21 protein-coding genes are annotated in these 23438 nt (G+C 37.1%); 8 read left to right on the forward strand and 13 right to left on the reverse strand.

The window, feature by feature from the left end:
• Positions 1–290: 290 nt before the first annotated feature.
• The 3 genes from AC59HC_RS20680 (at position 291) to AC59HC_RS20690 (ending at position 1487) form a co-directional block, all read left to right on the forward strand.
• The gene (locus AC59HC_RS20680; protein WP_202842646.1) at positions 291–623 is read left to right on the forward strand and encodes a DMT family transporter; all 333 of its coding nucleotides are present in this window, start codon (positions 291–293) and stop codon (positions 621–623) included.
• Positions 624–773: 150 nt separating this feature from the next.
• A complete protein-coding gene (locus tag AC59HC_RS20685) occupies positions 774–1031 on the forward strand; it encodes a hypothetical protein (RefSeq protein WP_429814980.1) in 258 nt (85 codons plus the stop codon).
• 207 nt (positions 1032–1238) lie between these two features.
• The gene (locus tag AC59HC_RS20690) at positions 1239–1487 is read left to right on the forward strand and encodes a T9SS type A sorting domain-containing protein (RefSeq protein WP_429814983.1); all 249 of its coding nucleotides are present in this window, start codon (positions 1239–1241) and stop codon (positions 1485–1487) included.
• 55 nt (positions 1488–1542) lie between these two features.
• Here the strand turns inward: AC59HC_RS20690 and AC59HC_RS20695 are convergent, their stop codons facing one another.
• From AC59HC_RS20695 to AC59HC_RS20720, 6 genes are all read right to left on the reverse strand, one after another.
• A complete protein-coding gene (locus tag AC59HC_RS20695; RefSeq protein WP_202842650.1) occupies positions 1543–2310 on the reverse strand; it encodes a class I SAM-dependent methyltransferase in 768 nt (255 codons plus the stop codon).
• Positions 2310–3119, reverse strand: a complete 810-nt coding sequence (gene map / locus AC59HC_RS20700) for a type I methionyl aminopeptidase (RefSeq protein WP_110366009.1) — start codon at positions 3117–3119, stop codon at positions 2310–2312. The genes AC59HC_RS20695 and map overlap by 1 nt, the downstream gene beginning before the upstream one ends.
• Before the next feature lie 160 nt (positions 3120–3279).
• Positions 3280–3711: a BT0820 family HAD-type phosphatase gene (locus tag AC59HC_RS20705; RefSeq protein ID WP_062670258.1), complete on the reverse strand. Its 432-nt coding sequence runs from the start codon at positions 3709–3711 to the stop codon at positions 3280–3282.
• Between the two features lie 97 nt (positions 3712–3808).
• Positions 3809–4786, reverse strand: a complete 978-nt coding sequence (locus AC59HC_RS20710; protein WP_110008663.1) for an acyl-ACP desaturase — start codon at positions 4784–4786, stop codon at positions 3809–3811.
• Between the two features lie 150 nt (positions 4787–4936).
• Positions 4937–6478 carry a 2,3-bisphosphoglycerate-independent phosphoglycerate mutase gene (gene gpmI, locus AC59HC_RS20715; protein ID WP_496559270.1) on the reverse strand — a complete coding sequence of 514 codons (1542 nt, stop codon included), beginning with the start codon at positions 6476–6478 and terminating at the stop codon, positions 4937–4939.
• Between the two features lie 182 nt (positions 6479–6660).
• A complete protein-coding gene (locus AC59HC_RS20720) occupies positions 6661–7590 on the reverse strand; it encodes a DUF2268 domain-containing putative Zn-dependent protease (RefSeq protein ID WP_343643088.1) in 930 nt (309 codons plus the stop codon).
• A 159-nt stretch (positions 7591–7749) separates the two neighbouring features.
• On the opposite strand from AC59HC_RS20720, the gene AC59HC_RS20725 reads away from it, so the two are divergent.
• Positions 7750–8073 (forward strand): translation initiation factor, encoded by a 324-nt coding sequence (locus tag AC59HC_RS20725; RefSeq protein WP_496559271.1) that lies wholly within the window; start codon positions 7750–7752, stop codon positions 8071–8073.
• 2 nt (positions 8074–8075) lie between these two features.
• Here AC59HC_RS20725 and AC59HC_RS20730 read toward each other — a convergent pair whose 3' ends face one another.
• The 3 genes from AC59HC_RS20730 to AC59HC_RS20740 form a co-directional block, all read right to left on the reverse strand.
• The gene (locus AC59HC_RS20730) at positions 8076–8975 is read right to left on the reverse strand and encodes a leucine-rich repeat domain-containing protein (RefSeq protein WP_202842661.1); all 900 of its coding nucleotides are present in this window, start codon (positions 8973–8975) and stop codon (positions 8076–8078) included.
• Between the two features lie 57 nt (positions 8976–9032).
• Complete coding sequence (locus AC59HC_RS20735; RefSeq protein ID WP_395973354.1) at positions 9033–11186, reverse strand: alkaline phosphatase PhoX; 2154 nt, start codon at positions 11184–11186, stop codon at positions 9033–9035.
• A 276-nt stretch (positions 11187–11462) separates the two neighbouring features.
• Positions 11463–15521, reverse strand: coding sequence for a LamG-like jellyroll fold domain-containing protein (locus tag AC59HC_RS20740; RefSeq protein WP_496559272.1), 4059 nt, complete (start codon positions 15519–15521; stop codon positions 11463–11465).
• A gap of 493 nt (positions 15522–16014) precedes the next feature.
• On the opposite strand from AC59HC_RS20740, the gene AC59HC_RS20745 reads away from it, so the two are divergent.
• A complete protein-coding gene (locus AC59HC_RS20745) occupies positions 16015–16425 on the forward strand; it encodes a helix-turn-helix transcriptional regulator (RefSeq protein WP_202842671.1) in 411 nt (136 codons plus the stop codon).
• Positions 16426–16613: 188 nt separating this feature from the next.
• Here AC59HC_RS20745 and AC59HC_RS20750 read toward each other — a convergent pair whose 3' ends face one another.
• Entirely contained in the window at positions 16614–18443 is a 1830-nt protein-coding gene (locus AC59HC_RS20750) for a cytochrome-c peroxidase (RefSeq protein ID WP_496559273.1), read from the reverse strand.
• 231 nt (positions 18444–18674) lie between these two features.
• Between AC59HC_RS20750 and AC59HC_RS20755 the strand changes: the two genes are divergently transcribed.
• Positions 18675–19160 carry a hypothetical protein gene (locus AC59HC_RS20755; RefSeq protein WP_496559274.1) on the forward strand — a complete coding sequence of 162 codons (486 nt, stop codon included), beginning with the start codon at positions 18675–18677 and terminating at the stop codon, positions 19158–19160.
• 21 nt (positions 19161–19181) lie between these two features.
• Positions 19182–20036 carry a nucleoside phosphorylase gene (locus AC59HC_RS20760; protein WP_062670273.1) on the forward strand — a complete coding sequence of 285 codons (855 nt, stop codon included), beginning with the start codon at positions 19182–19184 and terminating at the stop codon, positions 20034–20036.
• A 312-nt stretch (positions 20037–20348) separates the two neighbouring features.
• Here the strand turns inward: AC59HC_RS20760 and AC59HC_RS20765 are convergent, their stop codons facing one another.
• A complete protein-coding gene (locus AC59HC_RS20765) occupies positions 20349–21110 on the reverse strand; it encodes a Rossmann-fold NAD(P)-binding domain-containing protein (RefSeq protein WP_496559275.1) in 762 nt (253 codons plus the stop codon).
• Positions 21110–21535: a MarR family winged helix-turn-helix transcriptional regulator gene (locus tag AC59HC_RS20770; protein WP_496559276.1), complete on the reverse strand. Its 426-nt coding sequence runs from the start codon at positions 21533–21535 to the stop codon at positions 21110–21112. Before AC59HC_RS20770 ends, AC59HC_RS20765 begins: the two co-directional genes overlap by 1 nt.
• 111 nt (positions 21536–21646) lie before the next feature.
• Between AC59HC_RS20770 and AC59HC_RS20775 the strand changes: the two genes are divergently transcribed.
• Positions 21647–21925: a hypothetical protein gene (locus tag AC59HC_RS20775; RefSeq protein WP_496559277.1), complete on the forward strand. Its 279-nt coding sequence runs from the start codon at positions 21647–21649 to the stop codon at positions 21923–21925.
• A 63-nt stretch (positions 21926–21988) separates the two neighbouring features.
• On the opposite strand, the gene AC59HC_RS20780 is transcribed toward AC59HC_RS20775, so the two are convergent.
• The gene (locus tag AC59HC_RS20780) at positions 21989–23266 is read right to left on the reverse strand and encodes a phage tail-like protein (protein WP_429815011.1); all 1278 of its coding nucleotides are present in this window, start codon (positions 23264–23266) and stop codon (positions 21989–21991) included.
• Positions 23267–23438 lie beyond the last annotated feature (172 nt).

The following is a 23438-nucleotide window of genomic DNA, read 5'->3' on the forward strand; positions in this document are numbered from 1 at the left end:
AGGGTAAAAATCAAAGACGTTCACCCTACGCAAGCTAACTCAAGGTCGCTTTTATAAATATAAATGTATAAAAAATATTTGGAAGTTAACACAGAATCTAAAGCCAACGGAATGATTTTTTATATTATAAGCGGATTAAAGTCCGCTCCTATTGATATGAGGCAATCTTTTCTTTTTTCTTGCAGCTTACTATTCAAATCCTCCAGCTTCCAGCTTGCTTTTATTTTTTAACAATTGTAAAATTTTTTCTCCTGTCAAATTCTGAACTTTGCAGTAGAAAAATTTAAAAAATGAATTGGTTACTATTAGTTATCGCAGGATTATTTGAAGTTGCCTTCGCATCATGTCTGGGAAAGGCAAAGGAAACGTCAGGAACTGAAATGTACCTGTGGTATGCGGGATTTCTGATCACCATGACGATCAGTATGCTTTTGCTGATTAAAGCAACTCAAACGCTGCCTATCGGGACTGCTTATGCAGTATGGACAGGCATCGGAGCAGTGGGAACTGCCTTAATGGGAATTATCTTTTTTAAGGATCCTGTAAGTTTTTGGAGGGTATTTTTTATTGTAACACTTATCGGTTCTGTGGTAGGATTAAAGGCTGTATCTTCATCACACTAGAAAGCGCATAAACTTCTATCAATATTTAAAAATGGGCCGTCTTCGTCATGAAGGCGGTTTTTGTTTGTCTTAATTTTCATCTGGATGATCCTTATAAAAGAGCAAACAGTAAGTAATTCTTTTTCTATCTTTACCGGAAACTTTTAACCTATGAAAAAAATTCTATTCCTTTTAGCAGGTGGTTTACTGACTGCCCAGCAAACTTCTGAACTGCTTTCCAATAATTGGTATATTTCCAAAATGGTGACCAGTAGCGGCCAGACCACCAACACCCCTTTAATAGATAATGGAGTGCCTGCTACTACATTTAATTCGGCAGGAGGTACAAGCTATGTTATTAATTCCAGATATTATAATACGTCTATGATGAGTTTCGGAGTTATGCCTGGAAGTAACAATCTTATCTAAACAGCCAGCTCGTGTACTCTTTTGTTTTATAATGGCGGAAATGCTCCAGCCGTTCGGGCCTACGATCAGAAAAACTGTGACACTTACGTATCGGGAGCCTATGCATCTATATACAGCTATCAGATTATTACAAATGGCAGCCTCAAAACGCTGATAATAACGGATCCTTCAGGAAATAAGGTCTATTACAACAATAATACTGCACAAATGAGTACGAAAGAAACTGAGGCCGCTGCAAAAACGTTTAAAGCCTATCCAAATCCTGTAAAAGAGGTTTTACATCTTGAAAATATTGAGAGAAACCTTTCCCTTAAGATCTACGATCTGTCAGGAAAACTGGTATTTGAAACGACAACAAACGGCAGCAAAACGTCAATTGATACAAGCGGTTTACAGAAAGGACAATATATGATCAAGATAGAAAATTATAAGTCATACCCTTTTGTCAAAGAATAACAACTGACTTTTCAATTATACAAAACCCGTTTCAACTTTTGAAACGGGTTTTATTTTATTTTTTATAAACTACCGGTAAGATTTCGTTATGTCTTAACCCGTATTTTTTTATTTCTTCTTCAGAGAATTTCTGTGAATAGAAGTTGGGTTCTATTTCAAAGCCTGCTTTTCTTAAACGGTCGAAATAATCCATTCCGTACCAGCGAACGTGATCATACTGCCCGAAATGCTTCTGACGTTCTTTTGGGTCTTTAATGGTAAAATCTTCATAGGTTTTCTCCAGTGAGTTTTTCATCGGAACCTGAAGAATTCCCCATCCGCCGGGCTTCATTACCCTGTATAGCTCGCTCATTGCTTTTGCATCGTCTTCAATATGTTCCAGAACATGGTTACAGAAAACAATGTCAAAGCTGTCATTTTCAAAAGGTAAATCCAGAATATCAGCCTTCACATCTACAATCGGAGAATATAAGTCTGCCGATATATAATTCAGGTTGCTCATTCTCTTGAATTTTCTTAAAAATTCCTGTTCAGGAGCGATATGCAGAACTTTATAATTTTTAATAAAAAAATCGGTTTCGTTCTGAAGGTACAGCCACATCTGGCGGTGTCTTTCCAAGCTTAACGTTCCCGGAGAGAGTGCATTTTCTCTTTGTTTTCCATATCCGTACGGAAGGAATTTTCTGTAGGATCTTCCGTCAATGGGATCTAAAAACTGATCTCCTTTGAAAAACTGATAAATAAGCGGTCTAGCCCAGATGCTCATTTTAATAAGCATAGGACGTGGAATTTTATTCAGTAAAAGCTTAGTTACCTTTTTCATTAAAAATCCAGTTGGAACTGCTTTTCTTCATCACTTACAATCCCTAAAGCTTCATATACATAATCAAATGTTGAAAGCAATACCGGCTTACCATTGATCACTGCTACATCATGTTCGAAGTGAGCAGATGGCATGTTATCTAACGTTGTTACCGTCCAGCCGTCGTTATGGAACTTCACTTTTTCAGTTCCCATGTTCACCATCGGTTCAATAGCAATTGCTAAACCGTCTTTAATGACTTTTCCGCTTCCCTGTCTTCCATAGTTCGGAACCTGCGGATCTTCGTGCATTTTTCTGCCTAATCCATGGCCTACAAGCTCTCTTACCACTCCATATCCTTCTTTTTCACAATGTGCCTGAATCGCATGGGAGATATCTCCGATCCTCTTTCCTCTGACACACTGCTCAATCCCTTTGTACAGAGATTCTTTGGTAACCTGTAGTAATTTTTTAATCTCAGGCTTTACTTCCCCGATTTCAAAAGTGTAGGCATGATCTCCTACAAAACCGTTTAGAATAACTCCACAGTCTACAGAAAGAACATCTCCTTCTTTTACCACATCATTGTTTGGGAAACCATGAACAACCTGCTCATTCGGAGAGATACAAAGAGAGTTTGGAAATCCTCCGTATCCTAAAAATGCAGGTTCAGCACCATGATCTTTAATAAAATCATGAGCCAGTTTATCTAAATATAAGGTAGTAATCCCCGGTTTAATTTCTTTTGCCAACATTCCCAATGTTTTAGAAACCAATCGGGCACTCTCCTTCATCAGACGTAATTCGTCTATCGTTTTTAATTGAATCATTGTTGTATAGATGTTAGATATTAGATGTTAGAAGCTAGATTACAGCATGATGTGTATTTCTATATTATAACAATCTATAAACTTTTTCTGATAAAAAAACAGAAGCTTTAATTAGCCGTTAAAAACTAACTTCTAATTTCTGGCTTCTCATTTCTGTATTCTACCAGAAAAGTCCTTTTTTCTTTTCTTTTTTAAGTTTTGAATAGGCAAGAACCTCTTTTCCTTCCACACGGAATTCTATTCTTTCCTGAATGATGTTGTAGATTTCACCCCATCCCGGGAATCCTCCTAAATTTCTGTCGTCAATAAACCAGTCTGCATCTAATTTTCTGGACTGATTTTCAGGATCAAAAACTTCCCCTTCAAAGCTTGAGTTCACAGCATAAAATTCTATTCCGTTTTTTTTGCAGAATTCTACCGCTTCATCTAATGTTTTTCCGTGTCTGTATGTCCAAAGTATCAATCTGAATCCTTCAGACTGAAGTCTTTTTAAAGTTTCGAATGCAAAAGTTTTCGGTTTTCCAATGGCCGGGTAAGCATCATCAACAATAGTCCCGTCAAAGTCAACAGCAATCTTTTTATTATTTAACATTTTGTCTTTTTTTAGCTTTGCAAAGATAAGAAATAAAAAGAGTGCCAAAAAGAAAGGCACTCAATACTTTTATATTTTAATAATAATAAAGATCGTATTAGCTTTTTACCCAGCTAAACTGGAACTGAAGATCCGGAGTAGAAACTCTGTCTGTGATCTTCTGAAGTCTTGCAGGAAGCTTCATCAGGTATTCCTGAGCTTTTTCAGCTTTTTCTGTAAGTCCTTTTACGTGCTCAATTTTCCATTCATCTAAAAGGTCTTTCATAATGTTGATATAATCTTGGCCTGTGTACACCATACATCTTTGTGCAGCATCTGAGAAATGCCCCCAAAGCTCACCTGCTTTTTGTCCTGACTGTCTCATTAAGTGAGCAGGCATTACAATTTTTTTACGCATCATATCTTCAAACGCAAGAATCATTTCCGAAGGGTCTACTTCAAGGATTTTTGCTACGAAATGTTTGTATGCTTTAGCGTGTCTTGCTTCATCTGCAGCAATCACACCACACATTTTTGCCAATTTTCCGTTTCCGGATTGTTTAGCCAATGTTCCTACTCTTCTGTGAGAAATATTAGTAGCCGTTTCCTGGAAACTCGTATAAATGAAGTTTCTGTATGGGTCCATACTTGTTCCCAGATCGAATCCGTCATTAATAAGGTATTGGGTAGTGATTTCCACTTCTCTCATGTTTACTCTTCCGCACAGATAAAGATATTTGTTTAGTAAATCTCCGTGTCTGTTTTCCTCAGCGGTCCACGCTCTTACCCAGTTGGCCCAGCCTACTTTTTCTTCCTGATTGATTCCGTCAACGCCCATTAACCAAGATTCATAAGATGGAAGTGCCTCTTCCGTGATACAGTCACCAATCAATGTTACAAAAAGATCATAAGGCATTTCGCGGGCAAAAGTCTGAATTTCTTCTAAGTCGTGTTTAAATTCTTCACTTGAAGGATCTGGTAAATAATCGGAAGGCTGCCATATTTTTTCAATTGGCGTTAAAAATTTATCAAGAAAAGAACCTACTTCCTTTTCCAATAATCCCATTACTTCTTTCCTAACAAGCTTTTGATACATTTTACTATTCAGTTTTAATTTACAAAGATATGATTTATTTATTATTTAACGCATAATAAAGTATGACTTGCATACTTTATCTGATATAAATCATAAAAAAAATGCCGCTACAAAAGCATAACGGCATTTTTTTAACAATATTATTGCATATTAATTAACCAAAACTTCTCCAGTCATTGCATCTGGTATTTCAACGCCCATTACTTTAAGGATTGTAGGGGCTACATCGCCTAGTTTTCCAGGCTTCAGGTTCCATGTATGGTCTTTATCCATCACGATAAAAGGAACCAGGTTCGTGGAGTGCTGGGTATTTGGAGTTCCGTCCGGATTGATCATTACATCTGAGTTTCCGTGATCGGCAAGAATGAAAACAGCATATCCGTTTTCATAAGCTGCTGTAGCCACTTTTTCTATACATTGGTCTACCACCTCAGCCGCTTTCACTGCTGCTTCAAAAACACCTGTGTGCCCAACCATATCTGTATTAGCGAAATTTAAGCAGACAAAATCAGCAGTTCCCTGTTCCAATTCCGGCACGATGGCATTGGTGATGTCATATGCTGACATTTCCGGCTTCAGGTCGTAGGTAGGAACGTCTTTGGGACTTGGGCAAAGAAGCCTTCTTTCTCCTGCAAATTCCTCTTCCCTTCCTCCTGAGAAGAAGAAAGTAACGTGAGGATATTTTTCTGTTTCTGCAATTCTGATCTGGGTTTTTCCATTTTTCTCGAGAATTTCACCCATGGTTTCCGTCAGTACATTTTCATCAAAAACAACCTGTACATTCTGGAATGTTTTATCATAGTTGGTCAATGTGATGTAATACAGGTTCAGTTTCTTCATTCCAAATTCCGGGAAATCTTTCTGGGAAAGAACTTCTGTAATTTCTCTTCCTCTGTCTGTACGGAAATTGAAGCAGATCACCACATCATCTTCAATGATTCTTGCTACCGGTACTACATTTCCTGTAGCAGTAGTATTCATTAAAATAATAGGCTTCAGGAACTCATCGGTTACATTATTATCATAATACATCTTGATTGTTGCCAAAGCATCCGTTGACTGTTCTCCGATTCCTTCCACAAGGGCACCGTAAGCTAATTTTACACGCTCCCATCTTTTATCTCTGTCCATGGCATAGTATCTTCCTACCACTGTTGCCAGCTTTCCGGTAGTTGCTTCCATATGTTTCTGAAGTTCATCGATAAATCCTAGTCCGGAATGCGGATCGCAGTCTCTACCGTCGGTAAATGCGTGAACAAATACATTCTCATTCAATCCGAACTCTTTTGCAGCGGTCAGTAATCCTTTTAAGTGATTGATATGTGAGTGTACTCCTCCGTTGGAAACCAGTCCGATAAAATGTACTTTTTTATTTTCTTTTTTTGCGTATTCAAAGGCATCCTGAATCACTTTTTCCTGGCCCAGTGTTCCATTTTCGACGGCCATGTTCAGTTTTACCAGGTTTTGGTATACTACTCTTCCGGCTCCCAGGTTCATGTGTCCCACTTCAGAATTTCCCATCTGTCCGGCTGGTAAACCTACCGCCAGCCCGCTTGCTTCAAGGGTGGTATGTGGAAATTTCTGGTAACAGCTGTCTATGAATGGTGTATTTGCTTTATCTATTGCAGAAACGTTTGGGTTTGTTCCCAATCCCCATCCGTCAAGAATGGCCAGTATTGCTTTTTTCGACATTTTGTAAAACTTTTGTTAGACAAATTTACCTAATTTCCTATGAATAGAAGAATTTGAAGTCTTGAATTTTATGGACTGCTGATGATTAGTCAATTAATTTTGAAATTTTAACCGTGTCAAGGTTTAAAACCTGACACGGTTCGTGTAATGATGAACTTTTAAATTGCCAGCAGTATTCCATTTTATTCTTTAAAAAAATCTTCAAAACTGCTATTATTTTGCTTCACATATTCTCTGATATACCGATCCAAAAGGCCACTCTCTTTAAGAAACAGAAGAGGATTCTGAATATGTAAGATATCGTCAATAGCTTTATGCTTATCTGACTGTTTATTAAAATATGCCTCAGAAATCTTATACCCAATCCAGTAGCCCAGATCGTTCGGTCTGTTGTCTTTTTTGCTGGTTCCGTAAAGCCAGTCTGTAGGATCATTTTTCTTGAGTACCGTTACAAATTCTTTGTATAATTGATCAGAATGGGCCTCTCCATATTGATAAAACGGGCTGTTATGGCTTTCTCCGGACACCAGCTCACTGATAAAATCAGCACTACCTTCGCTTAATGTGTATTTTAAAAGGTTATCAGTTCCTTTGATATCCTGTTGAAAGTGAATCGTCTCATGTGAAACAAGTCCTGCAATTCCATCCAGATTCTGAAGAGTTTCGGTACCGATCATAATGCCGTCTTTAGAAAATGTTCCTCCCGTATTAAATCTTCCGTATACAAAATATATGGGTGGAAATTTTGCCTGCGGATACCAGTATTTCAATGCGCTGTACACCGCTCTGATTCTTTTTTCTTTTTGATTGATTCCTGACAGAACATTCCGGCTTTTAAGATAATCTTCTTTTCTCTTTTTTACCATTGTATATAACGAATCAGCATTGATTATGCGGTATTCCATAAAACCTTTTACGCCCGGAGATCCGTTACTGATATAATCTCTAAAAGGATTTTCTTTTGAAGCCTCCATTTTATCGAATGCTTTCCAGAACCGGTCTGTATCTCTGGTTTCAAATACAGCGTTCAATGGATCAGTGGAGAAACCTGTCTGTGCTTTTGCAATTCCGGAGGCTAAAAGAAGACATGTAAAAATATATCTGGTTTTCATATTAGTTTTTAAAGATATCTTATCAAACGGCTAAAAATATAAAAACTTATACAGAATAGAAATAAACGCTGTCAAGGTTTGAACCTGACAGGGTTGAAAAATTAAAATTTCGTTGATTATTTCAGTTCATTAATCGCTAATTCTTTTTAATTTTGCGGTATGGATTTACGAGATCAATTGAAGAATCTTTTTCCTGATCATGAAGAGCAGGATTTTGAGATGCCTGAAGAAGAATTCAAGCAGAAAGAGCCATTGGTATGCAAATTTGAGAAAAAAGAAAGAAACGGTAAGCCTGTAACGATTGTTGAAGGCTGGGAAGGCAGCGAGGAAGACCTGAAAAAAATCTCAAAGAAAATAAAAACCACCTTGGGTATAGGCGGCTCTGAGAAGGATGGAACGATTATCATTCAAGGAGATAACCGTGATAAAATCATGAATATCCTTAAAGAAATGGGATATAAAACCAAACGTGTTGGCGGATAGTTCTAGAAATAGATCTGGGTTTCCGGCAGTAAGGTTTTTAAGTTTTCAATTTTAGATTTTTCTATAGGATTTCCTGTAAGAATCAATGTTTTCAGATTTTTAAGCTGTTTGATTTCTACAGGAATGTCTTTCAGATCATTATTGGCCAGATTCATGCTGACGATATTTTTCAGCCCTTTTACTTTGGGCGATATTTCTGTGATATGATTTCCGCTTACATTCAGAAATTCAAGCTTCTTTGCTTTAAAAAGGTTTTCCGGAAGCCTCATAATAGCATTCTGCTGCAGTTCAAGATATTTTAAATTTTCCGGAAAAGACAGATTTCCAAGATCATTGATCTGGTTATTTGAAAGGTTGAGAAATTTCAGATTTTTGATCTGATCCAGTTTGTCTGCAATAAAACTTATCTGGTTTCCCTGAAGGTTGATTTCTTCCAACGCGGGAATTTCCATAAGGGCTTCGGGAAATATATTTAGATTATTAGCATCAAAATGTACCACTTTTAGGTTCTGAAGCTTTGCAAGATTAGGATTAATGCTTGTGAGGCTATTCAGATTCATTGAAAAAGTAGTCAGTTTCTTCAGATTGCTTACCTCATCAGGAATAAATTTAATGCTGTTTTCATTCACATTTAAAATTTCCAGTTCTTTTAAAGCAAAAAGTTCCTGATCCATTTTCTCAAGCTTATTCGCCATAATATTCAAAAAGAATAATGAATCCAGTTTTACAATCTGAGGAGGAAGATTAAAAAGACCTTTTTCTCTGAAACTTATACTGTAAACCGCTTTTTTACTTTTTAAAGCATCTTCAATATTGGTAAATGTAGGATATTTCACCGGATCAATCTGTGCTTTGATCTGAGAAAGTGAGATGACGGAAATCAATAAGAAAAGCTTTTTCATAAAAATAAAAGGTCTGCCAGCAACCAAAGCTGCCGACAGACAAGAATTATAAATAATTTATTTCTTTACAAGTTTAACTGTTTTCTGGAATCCTCCTTCAGCTTCAATATTTAAAACTAAAACTCGTGATCCTTCCAACTGTTGTGTGAAATCAAGATCCAATGCTTTATTGGTTCCGTTGAATTTCTTCGTGTAAACGATTTTCCCGTCCATGCTGTAAGCTGTTACAGAAATATCTTTCAATCCTTTTACAGAATTGATTTTTACCACTCCTGAAGTTGGGTTCGGTGCTACCGTTACTGTATTCTCTTCAATTTTGGTATCAATAGTTCCTAAAGTTCCTTCAGTTCCAAGATTATTTTTAAGGGCAATAACAATTGTTGCTGATTTCCCTCTGTAATCAATCGTATTTCCTGTAGCATCTACATCTGTAGAAATCGTAGAATCCGGATGCTGGATAGAGAAGAAACCGAATTTGTGATCAGGAGTAAATGTCAATCCTGTAGGTTCCGAACCAGCCGGCATAGAAGCAAATAGTCTTACTTTCGGATTGGCCTGCGTATGATCCGGAGCAATGACCCAGATATAGTTTTTACCTCCGTCCTGAAGTACCCAAAGGTTTCCGAGTTCATCAAAAGTAAGGTTGTCATTTCCATCTCCCCAGGCTTCAGATTTCATTCCCTGAGCGGTATTGAAAGAATATACAGAAGAACTTCCACCTACAAATGTTTCTACCTGAGAAGCCGTTGTTCCGTTATCCTGCAGACGATATACTCTGTCTAATCCTTTGGCTGTAAAATAGATTTTACCATCCAGCGGGCTGATATCAACATCCTCTACTCCATTAAATTTTGTTCCTCCCAAAGTCAGAGCATTGGTATTGGTATTATTCTGATCTGCTTTTTCTTTATTCGGAACCTGAATCCATGTCGCTGTAGTTCCTACCGGATCTCCTGCAGCCGTTAATCCCTGATCCAGTTTTAATACATAAAGGTTTCCTGAAGAGAGATCATTAGGAGTATCCATTACATATTTGTACACCAAGTGAGTTCCACCGTCTTCTCCATAATATGCTATAGTTCCCGCATTATTGATCACCACGTTCTCGTGGTTCATGATTCCCATCTGCCAAAGCTTACCTTTTGTCCCGTTAGGGTTTTTAGATATAACCTGAGCAGTAGCAGGATCAATCTCTACCAGCCAGCCATAATCTTTATAACCGTCATTGTTCACATCATTGGAAGTTACAGATTCTTCTGCAGTGACTATAGTTCCCCACGGCGTAACTCCTCCGGAACAGTTCCTGATCGTCTGTACCAAACTTGGATCTGAGAAACTTACCGCTCTTGATTTTGTCAGCTGCCAAAGTTTTGAAGTCGCGTTATAGTTGATTTCTGCCATGGTAACTCCTCCGGGATTCGTTTCATGATTGACAGAAAGGTATCCGTTGGTACTGCTTCCTGTTTTTGGAACATAACCGGTAAAGTCATTCTGACCTCCTACCAATCCTCCGCCTTCGGTATAGCTGTCTCCTTCTTTTAAAATAAGCTGGTATTTGTGTTCAGCAGGAATAATTAACTTATTGGTTTGTGCTGTAGGAACAATTGAAGTAAAACAACTGATATGCGTTCCGTTACAAGCTACAGGAATAGTTGTATTGGTAGTCGTTTTCAGATAAGCATCAATTCTTAAGTCTGAACTGGTTGTACTTCTGTTATGTAATTCAATAGAAAATCTGTTAACACCGTTTACAAATTTTGATTTCGGAATTGAAAAAATGTTATAAACACTCTCTGCTGCCCCATCAATAGTAGTACTGGAGAAAGTATTGAATGTAACAGCACCTGCAGGCATATTATCTCTTACAACTTCTTCTCCGTTAAGGTATACAATAATACCATCATCTCTCATCACACCAAACTCTATAGTATCGGAAAGCGTTGAAAGATCTACCGTAAAATCTTTAGCAAAATAGGCTGTAGTAAGCCCTGAATTGATGGTAGTAGTTACAGGATCTCCATATCCCAACGGACCGTTTCCTACTGCCCATGTTGAAATATCATAGGTTTGGGCATTCCAACCGGCTGGCTGCGCCTGGTTGTTATCTTTATAGCTCCATGACGCATTCTTATTGAATATCAAGGTCTGCGCCTGAAGACCAGAACTGGCCAGTATAGCCAAAGCTCCCACTGCTAGTAGTTTTTTCTTCATTTTTTATTTGATTTATTAGACCTTGCAAAACTATTTTTTTAGCGCTTTTTCTCTGTTAATAGGATTTTAAATCTAAATCATCGAATATTAACTTATCAAAAACCTAATGTTAAGTGGATTAATTTTTTGTTACAAAAGCATAAGGTCCCAACCTTTTTTTCGGAACACAAGTATCTGAAATCCTAATTAAGATTATAAAATTTTAGAAAAAGGACAATCAAAAAAATAAGGTATGCCAACTGACATACCCTATAAATCAAATATTGTTTTTAAAATTTATTTAATGATGAATTTTTCCCGAGATGTATCGGTTTTAGATAGATAGGATGCTATATATGATCCCTTAGGAAGGTTCAGCATAATGTTTTCTTCAGATTTTAAACTGAATATTTCTGCTACTTTTTTACCGGACATATCATAAATAATTAATTGTGAGCCCACCCACGCTTTTGGTACGCGGACTGAGATTGGAGTGCCCTGAGCAGAAGGGTTGGGAACAATTCTTGGCAACTGATTTTTCACAACCTCGGAATTAACTCTGGATAATGTAGAAGAAGAATTGGTTAGAAAAAACTGACTGAAAGAATTTACATTTAAATTTGTGTTAAAAGTAACCTTTGTGTTAAGACCTGTACCGGAAACCTGATCTGCATTATCGACGCTTGTTCCCCAGGTGCTTCCAAAGTCATTGCTCCCTCTTTTGAAGAGACTGTAAGAAGATGGATTCAGATAATTGCCAAATCCTGTATTTTTATAAAATGATAAGGAGGCAAGCGGTGAAAATGCAAGGTTTGTCCCATAATTGTTTATAATCGTATAGAAGCCGAAATTAGTATCTGTATTTGGTAGTTGATCCGGATTAATTGTACCTCTTGATATCCACACATCACCATTCGGATATGTACCTGAGTTAAACTCCATAGAAATCCCGGAAGCTGTAAAATCTTTCACACCAGAAGACGTAATATTCATTTTTTCGCTTACTCCTTCAAAAACAGGAGCATTTGAAGCTAATCTTGTATATCCTGTTCCCTGATAGGATGCAAAAGTTCCTGAGTTGTTTTTATTAACCGTAATATTCCCGGCCGATTCATTGAACTGAAGATAATACACCAATCCATTTAAAATAGGATCTCCGGCAATACTTTTTGTCAAGTGTCTCCATTGTCTGATTTCATCAATGGATAGCGGCCTATTCCAGATGGCAACTTCATCCATTTCCAATTGGGTAAATCTGTTCGTATAACCTCTTCCATAGCTTCCTAAAAACAAGACGTTGAAAACTTCAGACGGTAATGCTGTATTATTTACACTTTCTTTTCCGTTAACATATATTTTTACATTCGTTCCGTTGCTTACCAATGCGATGTGTGACCATTGCCCTACCGGAGCCTGTAACCCGGAAGACCAGCTCCAGTCCGGGTGAAAGCCGATAGTGTTGTTACCATCTCTGAAATTCATTCCAAATGGATTACTGCCATCCTGAGACATAAAAACACCGCTGTAATCGGTCTGGATACCGTTGGGTTTTATCCAGCAAGAGAATGTAAAAGAATTTTTATTAAGGTTGGTGTTATCTACTTTAATATAATCGCCTGTGGTTTGACCTGTAAGTTTTATGCTGTTTCCAGGGATTTTGTCCGGCTGGCCAGTTCCACACTGATTATTGATTTCGATAAAATTATTGAGTGTCTGCGTGCTTGTTCCATATTGATCTGTCACCGTTAAAGTTACGGGATAGGTTCCGTTCGCTGCTCCCGCATAAGAAACCAATGGGTTTTCTAATGTGGAAGTGGAAGGAGTACCTCCCGGAAAGCTCCATTGCCATGTAGCACTTGCATTACGTACAACGGAATAATCTTTAAACTGGACTTTTTCTGCAGCCGGACAGCTAATTTTATTATTTCCCACTGATATTAAAGCACTGGGAGGACTTATCTCATATAAAGCATGCTCAAATGCACCTCTGGATGTTCCTATTTTTAATTTATTTTCATTGTAATTGATAAACATAAAACGGACATCACACATGGGCAAGCCATTACCCAGCATTACCCAATTCTGCATCATATTATTTCTGTAAAATATTCCTGCTTTATTGCCTACATACACACCGCCGTTTGATCCTCTCTGGAAAATAATTTTCGTAATAGGAGAAGTAGTGAGTACAGAAGAACTGAGATTAGTCCAGGTTGCTCCTCCGTCACCCGACTTTAATACTTTGCATGAAGACTGAACACCGCTGTAAGTTATCCATATTTTGTCTGGATCATCATCTCCAATGGCAATATCTGATATATTGGTTTGTCCGGAAGTTACCGTGGTATTAGGGGTAATATCAGTCCACGTAAGCCCGGCGTCTGTCGTCTTCCAAAGTTTATTATTGGTTAAACCTTCAACAACAATCATTACATTGGGATTTTTAGCAGAAATCTTTTCTCTGAATACCTGATTGCCAAAGGTTTTTACAATAGATATACTATTTCCGTTGTCTTCGGTTTTAATAAGAGAATTTTTCCATGTTGCCAAATTCGGGTTGCCTGTCGGATATTGACCTGCATGATGGGTAATCATGGTATAGTATTTATTGGGATGGAATTCTATGGAATTAAAATAAGCATAAATTCCTCCTAAATCCAGAAAATTAGGTTCATTAATCAGTGTATTCACGCCGGTCCTGAAATACCGGTAATTACTATATCCCTGGCTGTAAATATACCGGTCATCTAACGGATTAACGTCTGTATTCCCTTGATCTGCCCCTGTTCCGTTATACCAATCAAAACCATTGGCACTTTCCTTAATCATTACGGGGCCATGATTATTTCCCGATGCAACCAGATTGGTTTTGAAAGCACTTCCGAAACCCCAAAGCTCATGATTACCAATACTGTTGGTTAAAGTAGTTATTGTGACTCCCAAATTGCCGGATGCTGCCATTTCCCCATCACTGCCTGTTACAAATTTTCCGTTCACGAAATCCATGGATCTGATATCAGGATGGGTATATGACGCAGGAGTAGTAAAGGTAACTCCATTATCTGTGGAAATCCTGATTTGATCCACTCCATAAGTTCCATATACAATCTTATTTTCATCATTACGGTCCATTTGTATGTCGCCATGATGCAGACTGTTAATTCCTCCGGAACCGGGAACCATATTGATTCTGGAATTTTCAACTGCTCCGGTTGTCTTATTAAATTTATAAAGATGAACCGCCTGATGCCCATAAGCATTAGCACCGCTACCTGCCGCTACATAGAACGAAGAAGTATTATTTGTGGGTAAGAAGACTTTAACCCAGCCAATAATTTGCCCATTGGCAGTAGTATCCAGGGTAGTAGAATTTAATTGGGTAAAGCTAACTCCCTTATTAGTTGATTTATAAACTTTGAAAATATTATTGTTTGATGAACTGCCAAAATAAACCGAATTCTCATCATTCGGATCCCATTCCAAAGATTCACTCTGCGTTGAAGAATCCCCAATCTGATAATCTGCAGGAAGACCGGTTTGAACGGCACTCCAGGTATTTCCGCCATCACTCGTTCTGTACAATGAGGTTCCCCAGTGAACCACAGCAATATTGGCATTTGAAGGAGAAACTGCAATATCATAAGCTTTTCCGGAATAGTTTGCGGAAGTCATCGTGGTGGCAGTCCAGTTAAGTCCACCATCTATAGATTTAATGAGCTGGGTATTGCTTAATGCATACACTGTTTGCGGGTTGGCAATACATACGTCAATGTCATTATATTTAGAATCAGGAAAACCATTGTCTACCAGATTCCAGGACGTTCCTCCATCTATGGTACGCCATAGCCCTCCGGTTACGAAGGATACAAACATCTTTTGAGCATTGGTAGGATCTATCCTGGTTAAAAATACATACCCTCCGTGATTATACTTGTTGGAATAATTTGTACTCGCACTATTCACCGGCCCTATTATTGTCCAATCACCAACTTGTGTTTGTGTGGGTAATAAGGCAATATTTTTTACTTTAGGTTGATTAAACAATAAAGGTTCTGGCGTAACTTTCCCTTGATTGTCCAAATAAAACAATTTTGTTCTTAGCCAGTCTTCACCAATGCTTCTCGGCTTGCTTTTTTCCCATCTGTGATTCCCAAAATATTTGTCGAAACTGGCTTTTACTTTAAAGTAATCGGCATTGTCTTTCATTTCAGAAAACCAGGGCTGAGACTTGTGCCTTAATTCGTATTCAATGTCTTCATCCTCCTCAGTCTCGTTTCTTGCTGCCGGAAGATTTTGGGTATGGTAAAGTGCTGAGATCAGCAATGTAGGTAAAAGAAGTCGTTTTATTTTCATCATTATTATTATTTAAATATTACATTAATATTAATGAAGTAAATTTAAACAATAACAATAATACCTATATGAAATACGAATATTTTACTAATATTTTACATTTTCAATTAATACAATAAAAATATATAACATTGGCTCTTCAGTTGTTTATCTTGCACCTAGACAAGCTTCAATAGATTTAAGGTATACAAAAGTCTAAGAACATTTTATGTAAAAAAAGAACAATTAAAGAAAAAGAAATTTGATAATAGTAAAGAAAATGAACAAATACTACGGGTTTCAGGGTTCGGATATGTGATGTAAGGCACAATTATTTCATATTCTTCTTGGATACTTATCTTTATTAAATTTGTTAATTGATTCAAAACAAGTCATATTCAGTAAGCTAAACCAGTCGGAAAAGAGAAATTTTATTTAGAAACAAGAATATTTTAGAAGGTAATTTATTTTAAAAACGAGTTTTATTCTTATCTCTTAAAACTTTATATTTGTTATTATGATTGACACAGCTATGCAAAATAAAAAAATACATCAAGGCAAAAATATTAAACGTTTCCGTGAAATGCTGGGTATCAAGCAGGAGGCCTTAGCTTTCGAATTAGGTGACGACTGGAATCAGAAGAAAATCTCTCTTTTAGAACAAAAAGAAACAGTAGAATCTGATATTCTCGCTCAGGTGGCTCAGATTCTTAAAGTTCCTGCAGAAGCAATTGAAAATTTTGATGAAGAACAAGCGATAAACATTATTTCTAATACGGCCTCTTTTGATAATTGTCAACAACCGGCTTTTTTTAATAATCAACCCACTTTCAACCCCCTCGACAAAATGGTTGAACTCTATGAGCGTATGCTTAAACAACAACAAGAGATGATTGATAAGCTGGAAAAGCTGATTCAAAACAAATAAACAAACAGATTGATCCGATCTGTAAAATAACTTAAGACTAAATTCTAAAACGAAGGTAGATTACATTTACACCCGTTTCAGAATTTAGCCTGTTTTTATTAAAACCATATCATTCCTACTGAATCTCGTTCCTCAGAACCCCTAATCTCTACCCTCCCACTCTAAAACTCTCAAACCCTCCAACCCATCTACTTCGCTTTACTCACATCCGTAAGGGCATTCAGAAAGGCGATGATCTGTTTTATTTCTGCTTCGGTGAGGTTCAATTTATCGGGTGCCAGCGTCTGATTTTTCATTTTTAATCCTAAACCTTCTCCTCCGCCTTCATTATAAAAATCAAGAACTTCTTCCAGGGTGTTGAAAGCTCCGTTATGGAAATAGGGCTTTGTAAGTGCGATATTTCTCACTGTCACGGTTTTAAAAGAGTAATCATAAATCCATGACTTTTCTTTTTTCACCGGGCTGTTTCCTCTTCCTAAGTCCTGATCAAGTTCTACCGGAAGCTGTTTGATCGGCCTGGTAGTTACTCCCAGTACTTCGGATTCATTTTCATTAAAAAACGGCGGTACCAATCCGGAAAAGGTAGGTGCAAAATGGCAGGTTGCACAATTGGCTTTTCCCATAAAGAGGTTGAATCCTTTTTTCACATCATCGGAAACATTTTTTTCATTCCTCATAAAACGGTCAAAATCGCTGTCAAATGAATACAATGAAGCCACATAAGAACTTAATGCTTTGGAGAAGTTTTCTTTACTGATTTTTCCGTCTTTAAATGCAGTACGGAACGCTTTTTTATACTCAGGTTTTGTTTTTAATTTCTGGATAATGCTTTCATAGCTGGTATTGAATTCCTGCTCATTATAAATAACGTGTTCTGCCTGCTGTTCAAGATAGAAAGCACGAAGATCATAGAAAAATCTCCTGGCAAAAACAGCATTATATAAAGAGGGCGAATTTCTCAACACTGTTTTCCCTTCCACATTACTTTGTGATTTTGCTTTCAGATCTGTAAAAGCATTTTCCTGAAGGTGGCATGTGGCACAGCTCATTTTCCCGTTACCACTTAAGTTCTGATCGTAGAAAATGGATTTTCCAAGATTTCGGAGTTCCGGACTGTCTTCCGAAGATTTCAATAAGGTATAAAAATAAGGATCTAAAAAATCACTGCTGAAAAAGTTCTTATTCCCCACATTCCAGCCTGAAAATTCTTTAAGGTCATCCGGTCTTCCATCCCACTTCCCAAGTTCTTCATATAAAGGCTGCACGTATTTTTTATAAAACTCAATCCTGTCAAAGGTTTCAAAGTCGGTGTTTTTTGAAAGATAACTGATGGCTTCTGTTAAAATCTGATTGGCTTTCTGAGTATTATAATTTTTAAAATAAAGATCATCATTAATGTACTTCTGAATTCCTGCAAGTGCATGACTGGTTTCTTCGGAAATATTCAAAGATCCTGGTGTATCAAAACCTGAAACACCCAGTGAGTAGATCCTGATCAACTCTATTCGTAAAGGCAGTGTTTTGTTATTTCCTTTGCTCAACCCATTTTTTAAAGCACTTAAATAAAACCCGGAATAGCTGTTATACAAAAAGTTAGTGATGGTTTTGATCTTTTCTTTTTCATGTATTGCTTCGTCGGAAAATATCAGTTCATCCAGTACCTGCAATCCTTCGGGAGGAAGTGTATAGGCGGAAGTTCCTGCTGCTTCGATGTGAAACAATGGCGCTGCATTAAGATGGGTTTTGGTAAATTCAGGATAATGATAAGCGATATAGAATTCAACTTCTTTAAATGAATTTCTTGTTCTGCTTAGTGATTTTTGCAGCTCTTCCAGGGAAATACGGTCTTCAGAGAACTTATCAACATCTGATTTCAGCTGTTCAAGATTGGTTTTAAAGTCGGACAGCCCTTTATTGACAAATGTATTTTCGCTTTCTTTTCCTTTATAAACAGGATTAAAAGACATTACTGCAAATCCTATCAGAAGGACAATTACAAGCAGTGGATAAGATCTCATGAATTTTTAGCGGCAAAACTATTGATCTGATGTTATCTGAGTTTTAATAAGAGATTAAATAATGTTTATATTTCTGATATCATATTTTTCACTAATTTTAAACCCCGAAATCAAATTCATTATTCTGAAGAAACGGTTTTTCAAAATACCGATAAAAAAATAATGGCGGGAGATTATTGGGAGAGGATTTTTTAAATTAAATTCAACACATCAAAAAAACTAAATAGGAGTATGAAAACAAAACTATGGTTTGCTGTTATGGCAAGTTTCCTTTCTATGACGGCATTTTCCCAAAAGAAAAAGCAACCGGAAAAGATATCCGGAAAGCCACAGGAAATGGCTGTATATGCAGAGAAAAGAGGGGCTGATTATTATTTGGTCCGCCTGGAAAAAGATAAAAACATTCCCAATGTCTATGTACATTCCAATGGTATAACCAAGCCTTATAAAAATTATTCTGACCTGAAAGATATTGTTACAGAGTTCCCCGGAATGATGACTTCCAACAACTCAACAAAGGAAGAACTGATTTCTATTCTTAAAAAAGATGATCACTTCTACGAAATCACTTCACAGAGGAAAGATCCTAAAAATATTGAAAAAACCGTTGTTACCGTATATGAAGTAATGAACGGCCAGAAAAGAATTGTAGAAGAATACAATGACATCTACGAAGTGATGGCATCTCCTTATAAAGAGGCCATTATGATTAATTAAAAAACAAAAAATATACATATTATGCTAAACAAACTTGCTGCCTCAGAACTTGTTCTGAATGAAGACGGAAGTGTATACCACCTGAATCTTTTACCTGAAGATATCGCTGACAAAATCATCCTTGTGGGTGATCCTGACAGAGTGGCAAAAGTTTCAAAATACTTCGATACCGTAGAAATCAAAAAAAATAAAAGAGAATTCTATACGCATACAGGAACGCTTCGTGGAGAAAGAATTACCGTAATGTCTACAGGTATCGGAACTGAAAACATCGATATCGTGATGAACGAACTGGATGCTTTGGTGAACATTGATCTTCAGAACAAAGAATTCAAGACTGAGCACAAAGCGCTTGAGCTTTTCCGTATGGGAACCTGTGGAAGTGTAAACCCTGACGTACAGGTGGACAATATGCTTGTAACTCAAAATGTAGTTGGATTAGACGGACTGATGCATTTCTACCAGGACTACAACTTCGAAAATGAGTTTTCTAAGAGTTTCCTTGAAAAATTTCCCTACGAAAGAATCAAGCCAATGCTTTATTTCTCAGACTGGGCAGAAGAAATGGGAGCATACTACAAAGATGCCAAATACCACGGAAATACAGCAACATTCCCGGGATTCTATGCTCCACAGGGAAGACAGCTTCGTTTGAAAGCGGTAGATGACCAATTCCTGGAAACATTGAATGATCTTGGAATTACCAATTTTGAGATGGAGACCTCTGCGATCTATGCTCTTTCAAAATTATTAGGACACAAAGCCATTACCGTAAATAACGTTATTGCCAATAGAAGACGTGGTGAGTTCTCTGCGGATCACCATGCATCTGAGAAAAACCTTATTGAATGGGTGTTGGAAAGAATTATCAAGTAATTTTTATTTGATAAAAACTAAAACCTCCGGAAACAGTTTCCGGAGGTTTTTTATTAGGTTTTGGCTAAAGCCAATGGAATTTTTATCTATTTTTTAACGGGCTAAAGCCCGTTCCTAATGAATTGTATCTTGCTGAAAATATTGATTCTTTTACAATGAACAAAGCTTACCACTCACCTTATCATTCCCTAGGAATCTAAATACAAAACTTTAAAAACAGCGTAGAGATTCCTGCGGAATTACAGAGTTGTCAATAGAAATCTTGTAAGTAAAATAGTTAAAGGCCGATAATCATTAATACAAATGCCATGATTACAAATGAAAACTCCTCGGATCCGGATATTGAAATGTATACTCCAGTTCTGAAATGAGTTTTGAAGACATTACTTTCTTCCCTTTCACCTCAAACTCTTCTTCATCCGGAATATCTTTCTGTGCGTTAATCACCTGGCTTTTTGCCGGATGAATCGGAGCCGTAACATTATAAAGTTTTGATTCAGTTTTCTGTTCAATCATTTCTGAGATAATCCCGCTGATATCAGCATAATGAATATGATTAACCGCATGGTCGAGATTGCTCACATTATAATTTTTCAAAAGTCTGTTATCTCCCATCAACCCTCCAAGTCTCAGAATATTCAGTTGGGGATATTTATTTCTCAACATTCTTTCGCCTGATATTTTCTCCAAAGGGACATCTTCTTCTGTAAATTCTTTAGCAATATCGGGATAAACACCTGTAGAACTCATCAGAAACATCTGCCCTTTAAAGTCTCCTATAAAAGCTGACAAATTCTGAATCCTGTTATACAATGAGCTTACACAACAGCTTTTTTCAGAAACAGGAATTGTAATAATCAAAACATCCATATTTTTAACTTCTCCCCATTGGGAAAGAGGTTCTGTCAGCTGATAATCCGGGAAAGAAGCCATTACAGCATGAATTCCTTTATTATTTAGTAGATTTACTTTACTTTCTGTTGTAGTTGTAGTTGCCAGTGTATATTTTCCGGATAAGGAAGATGCGAGTCTTTCTCCCAGCCAGCCATAGCCTATAATTCCTATTTTCTTCATTATTCGGACACGGTTTGAATGGATAATATTTCGTCTAAAGAAGCCATCAGTTGAGTTTTTACTTCATTACTCAGATGCATACAATTCTGAACAGCTTCAGGAATATATTTTGCTTTTTCTTCGAGTTTTGCTCCCTGCTCTGTAAGGTTGATCAATACTACTCTTTCATCTTCTGAGCTACGGGTTCTGATGATCAGTCCGTTTTTTTCCATACGTTTCAAAAGCGGGGTAAGCGTTCCGTTGTCCAGATGAAGATGTTCACCAATCTTTCCTATATTCATTCCGCCATATTCCCATAAAACAGTTATGACAAGATATTGAGGATATGTAAGTGAAACTTCCTCCAGGTAAGGCTTATATAAACCCGTGATATATCTGGAAACGGCATATGTTTTAAAACATAAATGTTCTGATAGAGGGATCATTGTCTTCTTTTAGTTTACAAAGATAGTTTATTTACTTTGTGCACAATATTTTTGTTTAAAATATTTATTCTTATGCTTATTTTTTTATTTTAGCAAAAACTAACCTTTGCTATGAAAAACACACATCAAACTGAAAACAATAAACTTTTGGATCTTTCCACTGAAGAACTTATCAAAGAGGAAAAAAAACGTTCTGCAGCTCATATTTCCTTTTGTATAATTATGGGAATGCTGGTAGGCGTCTGCATTTATGTTACCGCTAAGAAAGGGTTCAACGGTATCACTCCGCTTCCTCTGTTTTTTTTCCTTTATATCTTATTATTAGAAAAAGCTGGCAAAATGCCCGTAAGGAACTTCATTCCCGTAAGCTTAATCAAAATTAAACAGTAGTAAAAAAGGACTTCCCATCCGGAAGTCCTTCACACCATATCAACTATAATAAAAAACTATTATTTAAAACTCATTGATCATCACATAAAAATGTCCGGAATACAGGCTGTTAGCAGTTTCTGAAATATTAGTGAGATTAATTGTAATACTCGAAGCTGAAGTCAACCTTGGATTCGAGATGGAAAATGAGGAATTTCCAGGAAAGTCTCCTGCAGGAGAAACCACAACGACAGCTCTTGTAGAACCAGACTGATAACCTGCCGGAACCGGAATATCGATGGTTGTAGATTTTCCCGGAGGCAAATTATTAATCGAAATTCCGGGCCATGCTTCAAAACTAATCTGGCTTTTCTGGACACTACCCCTTTCTCCCAATTTAAACTTACCGTTTACATCCAGCTTTGCAGAGACATTCGGAGCACTGGTACCAATACCTACATTTGCATTATCATTTCCCAGAACAATGGCATTGGCCTGTGAAGTCACAGCACCATATCCTACAGCTGTTGAAAATTGTCCCAAAGCATTGGCCTCCGAGCCTAAAGCAGTTGAATTCTGACTATTGGTTACCGCATTATATCCCAAAGCGGTCTCACTATTGGTATTTGTTTTTGCATTATATCCTAATGCGATCGATTGAAATCCATCTGCTGAAGAATTATTTCCTATAGCCACAGCTTCATTGCTGCCGGTTTGAGCATGAAAACCTATTGCTGCAGATCTAAAGCCTGCTGCAGTTGTTTTATTTCCTACTGCTAAAGCTTCATTTCCGGAAACTACGGTTGAGTTTCCAATGGATATTCCCATAAATGCTGAATTTGCATTTCCAAGAGCAATACCATTTTGCCCAGCAGCTGATCCTATTCCAAGGCTCACAGAATTATCAACCCCCAATCTTCCGGCTGTTAAAGCATTTACTTTAAAGATCAAATCGTCATATGTTTTTGTTCCCAGAGCTAGGGTTGTATTGGCTGCACCATAATTTCCGGCATTCGTACCGGTAAGATTCCAGTATGATCCATCCTCTGTTTTAGTAGTATTTCCTCCGTTAGCCAGAATTTTGTTCCATTTTGATTCAAACCAATAGTAAAATCCGATGTCTTTTAATATTCCGTTTCCATTGTTCCATACGATAAGCCCATCTGCCGGTGAAGGAACAGTAACGTTGTCTGTAATGGTAACCAACGCAACACTTGGAAGAAGCACTCCCTTGTTGTACGCATTGATATCAAGCATTGCAGAAGGAGCAGGAGAAGAAGTTCCTATCCCAACCTGAGCACATATAAAACAGTTAAAAAAGAGTAAAAGAAGAATGTATTGTTGTTTATATTTTATTTGCATTACCTGCGTTTTTTGAGGATGCAAATATACGAATTTTTAATAATTAAGTGATTATATTAAAAATTTCATAATCAAAAACACATCAGTGTGATTAAAACGAAATTTATTCACAACACAATGAAAATTGTTTAATTATCAGATATTTACCAAACACAACATTCATTAGACTTTT

Source organism: Chryseobacterium sp. DZ-32 (genome assembly GCF_059587025.1).